We start from the raw sequence: 6589 nt of genomic DNA, 5'->3' as shown, positions 1-6589 counted from the left end.
CTGGATTCGACAGGCCGCGGCCGAAGTTGGCCGGTCGCGGGCTACTCGGCCGCGAGCTGCCTGGCCAGCGCCCAGATCACCAGCACGTCCACGGCGATCAGCACCAGCGCCCAGAACGGGTAGATCGACGCGAAGAGGAAATTGTCCACGATGCTGAGCGCTGCCAGCACGATGCCCGCGAGGTAGCCCCACGTCTTGCCGGTGACGATGCCGACACCGGCGCTCACCATGAGCACGGCGAGTACCAGATGGATCCATCCCCAGGCGGTGACGTCGACCAGGAAAACCTGATCCTCGGTCACCACGAAGATGTCGCGCCCCGCGATCGCCGCGATGGCCGTCAACACGTGCAGGACACCGGCGACGAGGATCAGCACGCCCGCGAAGATCGTCATGTCGCTGAGCAGCGGACGGGTGCCGATCGGGCCGTGACTGGTCATTGCACACACTCCTTCCGAAACGCGTGGTATACCTGTCGGCCCAAGGTAGCCGTTCACCGAGCCGAATCGATGCAGGCAGCCCCGCCTGGTCACCGAAGTGCCCCTCGGCGCATTGTCGATGCGACACAGCGACGGCTGACGCGCGACGCAGTCGGCGCGGGCGGCCCGGATGCCGACGCAGAACAACCAACCAGTGCGGGGATCGGACCCCACCGCACCGAAGCGTTTCCAGCGGATGCGCAGCATGCCCGAAGAACCCGCCACCTTCCGACGTGGCATGGGCCGGCGGTCATGTCATCGGCCTTCGGGATGGCGCCGACAGACGATACGGACACGCGCCACACCAACGACCATCAATGTGATCACCGACGACGCGCCCCGCGGTGACACCGCCGCCGGACCAGCGATCACAGCGGCGTGACTTCCAGCACTGCCGGCTCCCCCGCGTGGCGGCATGTCGACGAATCCGCACCGCTGGCAACGGCTCCGCCGCTGCCGCAGCCGGGACCGTTACCACCTCACGCTGCGGGTCAGGGTGTCGCCGATCGTTAACACCGGAGATTCAGCAACTCATCGGCGACCATTGTGAACACTCGGGACCGATGTGGTCGACCCCGGCTGCGTGCCGCACAATAGGGGTCCGCGAGCGGCGCGCCCTGGCGACCTTCGCCTGGCGGACAGATGCTGCAGCGACACAAGGTGTTGTGCTACATCGACTTGTCACCCCCAAGGAGTAGTGTTCCAAGGGGAGGAATCCGTGACGGAGTGTGCTCGGGAAGGGCGTGGAAGCAGGATGAAACTGATCGATCGGGTGTCGGCAATCAACTGGAATCGGGTGCCCGACGAAAAGGATGCCGAGGTCTGGGACCGGCTGACCGGCAACTTCTGGCTGCCGGAAAAGGTTCCGGTTTCCAACGACATTCCCTCGTGGAACACCCTGACCGCCGATGAGAAGCAGCTGACGATGCGGGTCTTCACCGGCCTCACCCTGCTGGACACCATCCAGGGCACCGTCGGCGCGGTGAGCCTGATCCCGGACGCGCTGACCCCGCACGAGGAAGCGGTGCTCACGAACATCGCGTTCATGGAGTCGGTGCACGCCAAGAGCTACAGTTCGATCTTCTCGACACTGTGCTCCACCCGCGAGATCGATGAGGCGTTTCGCTGGTCGGAGGAGAATCGCAACCTGCAGCGCAAAGCCGAGATCGTGCTCGGATATTACAACGGCGACGATCCGCTCAAGCGCAAGGTCGCTTCGACGCTGCTGGAGAGTTTCCTGTTCTACTCCGGCTTCTACCTGCCGATGCACTGGTCATCGCGAGCCAAACTCACCAACACCGCCGACATGATTCGGCTCATCATCCGCGACGAGGCCGTGCACGGCTACTACATCGGCTACAAGTACCAGAAAGGCCTGGAGTTGGTCAGCCAGGCCGAGCGCGACGAACTGAAGAACTACACCTTCGAGCTGCTGTTCGAGCTCTACGACAATGAAGTCGACTACACCCAGGATCTCTACGACGAGGTGGGCCTCACCGAAGACGTCAAGAAGTTCCTGCGCTACAACGCCAACAAGGCGCTGATGAATCTGGGCTACGAGGGCCTGTTCCCGAAAGACGAGACCGAGGTGAACCCAGCCATCCTCTCGGCGCTGTCCCCCAACGCCGACGAGAACCACGACTTCTTCTCCGGCTCCGGCTCCAGCTATGTGATCGGCAAGGCCGTCAACACCGAAGACGAGGACTGGGAATTCTGAGTTAACACCGAACTACGCGGCGGCGGCGGACTTATCCGCCGCCGTTTTGCATTGCGCGAACCGTAGTACCCTCGCGCAACGCTTGCCACGACGAGGCAGAACTACAGGTGAACCCGCTAGGTCCGCCCGCCGTGAAGACGCGGTAATCACCTGTCCGCCAATCGGTCTCGCAGCAAACACCGACCGGGTATAAAGAGAGCCTCACCACCGAGGGGGATGTCTCGATGTACCGACGACTAGCGCTGATCGCGACGGTCCTGATGACCGCTCTGGCGTGTCAGAACGACAATTCGGCAGTCCCACCGCCGGGCGGCGGCGAATTCTGGTCGACCGTGCCGCAGACCGACGAACAGCGCATGGAGGTACTCCGACGCGTCCGCGCCGTCGACACCTGCGCGCTGCTCCCACGTTCGGAGCTTGCCGAGATCGGAACGGTGATCACGGTGGGCACCGACCGGCTGAACTCGTGCGCAGCAGAACTCGACAGTTCCGAACCACACCGGGGAAAAGCCATCCGCTGGGCACTGATCGGACCGGTAGCGGAGCTGCGGAACGAACGAGGGTCGATCGAATACCTCGGCGATGTGGCAATCTCCTTGCTCAGCGACACGGACACCATGCGCCAGGAGCTGGCCGCAACGCTCGTCGAACGATCCTGCTCGGCCGTGGCACGAATGCCCGCGACGGCAGCGATCAGTCTTTCGGTGCGAACCCCGTTGGGCGTGGAACCGTGCCCCTTGGCGAAGTCGCTCCTCACCACGGCACTGACCGAATGGAAACGGCAACCACGCCAGGGTGATTCGAACGACACGGTTTCCACGGCGCTGACCGACGCCGACCCGTGCGCGGTCTTACCGCGCCTCGGGATCACCGCGAAACCCACTGAACAGCAGATCGCCAGCTGCGTGTTCACCCATCATGGCGACGAGATCCGACTGACCTACGACTACACCCACGAGTACCTTGTCACCGCGGGCGGTGTGGCGTTCAGTGTCGGCGACCGTCCTGTCTACCGAGATGCGGCTGAAGAACTCCGGTTCTACAATGCCGCGATCGGACCGCCGATCGGACCGCCGATCGGACCGCCGATCGGACCGCCGATCGGACCGCCGAACAGCGACTTCCCCGGACCGCGCCTGCCAACCATCTCCCTCACCGGCACGAATGACACGGCACTCGAAGAGGTGATGCGCCAAGCGTTGTCGCTGTTTCCGTAGGCTTCGGCAACCGACGCCCCGAGGACGGCGGTGCCGTTCGGTCGTCGGGGACGGTTCCGTCGCACTGTTCCGGCACTCGGTGGATCAGACGCCGCGAACACGCCGCAGCGCGCGTCGTCAGATCCCGAGCACCAGTTGAGCCGTGGTGAAGTAGATGATCAAACCGGTGGCGTCGACCAGGGTGGTGACCATCGGCGCGGAGACGACCGCGGGATCGATCCGGAGCTTCTTCGCGAGCAGCGGCATCGTACCGCCGATGGTCGCGGCCCAGCCGCAGATCAGGACCAGCGTGATGCCGACGACCAGGGCGATGCGCGGGCCGACGAACAGGGCGCCGATCACCAGACCCGCTGCGGCGAGCAACGATCCGAGCACCAGCCCGACCCGGCATTCCCGCCAGATCACCTTGAACAGATCCGACACCCGAACCTCGCCGACCGCCAGCGCGCGCACGCACGCGGTGGCGGCCTGCGCGCCGGCATTGCCGCCCGCCCCGATCAGCAGCGGGATGAACAGCGCGAGATGCGCGGCCTGCCGCAGGGTGCCCTCGAAGAAGTCGGTGACGCTCACCGTGAGCGTCGCCGCGAACAACAACAGCAGCAACCACAGTGCGCGATAGCGGGCCAGCTGAAACACGCCGGCGGCCATGTAGTGGCCCTCCCACGGCGCGGAGCCGGCCTGGCGGGCAACGTCCTCGCTGTCGGCAGCCTCGATCACCTCGACCGCGTCGTCGATGGTGAGCAGCCCGACCAGCCGGTCCTCGCTGTCCACCACCGGCAGATTGATGTCGTTGGTCTCACGCATCAATCGGGCGGCCGTCTCCGCGGAGTCGGTGGCGCGTGCGAACGCCGGCTCGGTGACAACCAGTTCGGACACCATCGTGTCCGGCTTGCTCAGCACTAGTTCGCGCAGTTCGACGATGCCGATCAGCCGCCGGCCCGAGTCGACGACGGGCAGCGTGTACACCGTCTCGGCGCTACCGCCTTCGGCCCGCACCATGCTCAGTGCCGCACCGACAGTCAGGTTGCGCGGCAGCGCCACCACCTCGGGCGTCATGTACTGCCCCGCCGAGCCCTCCGGGTAGCCGAGCAGGCTCGCCGTGATCCGCCGCTCCCGCGGACTCAGTCCGGCCAACGCCTTCTTGGCGACCTTCGCGGGCGCTTCGCGCAGCATGCGCGCCCGATCGTCGGGCGCCATGCCCTCGACCAGGTCGCGGAAACTCTGATCGCGCAGACCCTGCAGGATCTGTTGTTGGGCAACGGGGTCGAGTTCCTCGAAGACGGCCAGCGCCAGATCCTTGTCCAGCAGCCGGAAGGCCACCCCGGCCTGCACGGCGTCCATGCGGGCGAGCTGGTCGGCGATGGCGTGTGGCGGATGGTTGTCGAGCCAGTCGAGCGCCACGGCGACACGGCGGCTTTCGACGACGTCCTGCACGGACTCGGACAGCGTCGGACGTACTTCGATGATGTCGGACTGCGACATGGGAGTTCCTCAGCACAGGCGTGAGTGAATGGAGAACACGAATTCACACCGCGGGCGCCGACCCTGCTGTCGCGACCTATCTAGGAATGCGAAGGAGCGGCACCGCGCGGCCTTCGACTAGGAGGTTCGCTGCGCATAGCAACCCCACCTCCTCCTCGTCGCTGCCGCGAATGTGGACCACCGCGCCATTCAAGAAAACATCATAAGGACGAGACATCGCCCCCATGAAGGATACACGGCTTCGGCGACGCCGCTCACCATGGCGATGGGTTCTTACGCAGGCTTAGCGGGCTCGATCATCGCGATCATGCGCGGGCCTGGCCTTCGCCCCGATCGATTCGGACCATCCGCGACTGGTAGACCCGAAATCCGCTGAGCCATAGCGGGTTCTGCCCACAACTGCTCTGCTTCAGCACGCTGCCCCGTGAACATCATGCCCGTACCGGCCTGCCACCGCATCGACCCCACACTTCGGTTCCTGACCACGACGCCTCGAAATGCTGTCGAGTGTGATGTCTATGACGTCGGTTCCATGCTGTCGATCTCCAGCGCGAACTGTTCCACCGGTCCGGGTGGCGGCCAGCCGCGTGGCTGTCGTCCCGTTACCCGGACAAGTCCGCGTGCGGGATTACCCGGGTAACCGCGTGTGTTGCCCCTACTATGGCTACTCCCGACCTCGGAACTGTCGGCGCATACCTGGTCGCCCAGGCCTTCGGGCGGCACTTTCCCGGCGCTCGTGCCGCCGAGCTGGAACGGCTCGGGTACGGCACGCTCTGGCTGGCGGGAAGCCCGCCCGCCGACCTGACGGATGTGGAGACCGCGCTCGACGTCACCGAGTCGGTCGCGGTCGGCACAGCCATCGTGAACGTCTGGTCCGCCCCGGTGGACGAAGTCGCCGCCTCCTACCACCGAATCGAGAAGCGCCACCCCGGGCGATTCGTTCTCGGGGTCGGGGTCGGACACCCGGAGGCGACCACGGAGTACGCCAAGCCCTATGACGCGCTCGCGTCCTACGTCGAGCGGCTGCTGGAGCTGGGCGTGCCGCAGGATCGGCTGATGCTCGCGGCGCTACGCAAACGGATGCTGCGGCTTTCGCACGACCGCGCGGCGGGCGCGCTGCCATACTTCACCACGCCCCAACACACTGCCTATGCCCGGGAGACGCTCGGCGCCGACCGACTACTCGCTGTGGTTGCCAGCGTGGTCCTCGACGAGGACCTCGACGCCGCCCGGGCGACGGCGCGTGAGTGGTCGCGCACATATCTAAATCTGGGAAACTATGTCGCCAACCTGCGCGAAACGGGTTTCCCGGACCTGAAGACCGGCGACGAGCCCGACGACGCGCTGCTCGACGTGCTCGCCGCCCTGGGTAGCGCGGCGCGGATCGCCGAGCGGGTGCGCGCGAGCCTGGCCGACGGCGCCGACCACGTTCCCGTGTTCCCGCTCCCCGCCATCGCCGACCCGCTGCCGGCGCTCACCGCGATCGCGCACGCGCTGGGGCTTCCGACAGCCAAGTGATTCAGGCGGGTCGGCCGGAGCGGACGGTAGTCGCAGAATGATCTGACCGCAGGTGTCGCCGCACCCCGGCCGCGTGGTTGCCGGCCGCCTCCTTCCGCCAAGTTCCCGGCGCAGTGGGGGTGCTCAGATCGATTCATCGAAGAGTCCGCACTGACCCCGCGGCGAGGCCTCCGTAC

The 6589-nt window shown here is 65.9% G+C and carries 5 protein-coding genes; 3 read left to right on the top strand and 2 right to left on the bottom strand.

Annotation, left to right across the window (positions count from 1 at the left end):
• Positions 1–41 precede the first annotated feature (41 nt).
• Positions 42–440, bottom strand: a complete 399-nt coding sequence (locus tag AB0C34_RS02395) for a hypothetical protein (protein ID WP_357066655.1) — start codon at positions 438–440, stop codon at positions 42–44.
• A 793-nt stretch (positions 441–1233) separates the two neighbouring features.
• Here AB0C34_RS02395 and nrdF point away from each other — a divergent pair.
• Both nrdF and AB0C34_RS02385 read left to right on the top strand, forming a co-directional pair.
• The gene (gene nrdF / locus AB0C34_RS02390; RefSeq protein WP_357066653.1) at positions 1234–2196 is read left to right on the top strand and encodes a class 1b ribonucleoside-diphosphate reductase subunit beta; all 963 of its coding nucleotides are present in this window, start codon (positions 1234–1236) and stop codon (positions 2194–2196) included.
• 224 nt (positions 2197–2420) lie between these two features.
• Positions 2421–3413, top strand: a complete 993-nt coding sequence (locus AB0C34_RS02385; RefSeq protein ID WP_357066651.1) for a hypothetical protein — start codon at positions 2421–2423, stop codon at positions 3411–3413.
• A gap of 117 nt (positions 3414–3530) precedes the next feature.
• On the opposite strand, the gene mgtE is transcribed toward AB0C34_RS02385, so the two are convergent.
• The gene (gene mgtE, locus AB0C34_RS02380) at positions 3531–4895 is read right to left on the bottom strand and encodes a magnesium transporter (RefSeq protein WP_357066649.1); all 1365 of its coding nucleotides are present in this window, start codon (positions 4893–4895) and stop codon (positions 3531–3533) included.
• A gap of 660 nt (positions 4896–5555) precedes the next feature.
• Here mgtE and AB0C34_RS02375 point away from each other — a divergent pair.
• Entirely contained in the window at positions 5556–6413 is an 858-nt protein-coding gene (locus AB0C34_RS02375) for a TIGR03620 family F420-dependent LLM class oxidoreductase (RefSeq protein WP_357066647.1), read from the top strand.
• The last annotated feature ends 176 nt before the right edge of the window (positions 6414–6589 follow it).

Source organism: Nocardia sp. NPDC049220 (genome assembly GCF_040647855.1).
Classification (GTDB): domain Bacteria; phylum Actinomycetota; class Actinomycetes; order Mycobacteriales; family Mycobacteriaceae; genus Nocardia.
The sequence above is the reverse complement of the archived record's forward strand: the minus strand, read 5'-3'. Positions and strand labels throughout refer to the sequence as shown.

Bases quoted from the DNA above. Each gene is read 5' to 3' on its own strand.
- AB0C34_RS02395 (WP_357066655.1), bottom strand. From the start codon at position 440: ATGACCAGTCACGGCCCGATCGGCACCCGTCCGCTGCTCAGCGACATG.
- nrdF (WP_357066653.1), top strand. From the start codon at position 1,234: ATGAAACTGATCGATCGGGTGTCGGCAATCAACTGGAATCGGGTGCCC.
- AB0C34_RS02385 (WP_357066651.1), top strand. From the start codon at position 2,421: ATGTACCGACGACTAGCGCTGATCGCGACGGTCCTGATGACCGCTCTG.
- mgtE (WP_357066649.1), bottom strand. From the start codon at position 4,895: ATGTCGCAGTCCGACATCATCGAAGTACGTCCGACGCTGTCCGAGTCC.
- AB0C34_RS02375 (WP_357066647.1), top strand. From the start codon at position 5,556: ATGGCTACTCCCGACCTCGGAACTGTCGGCGCATACCTGGTCGCCCAG.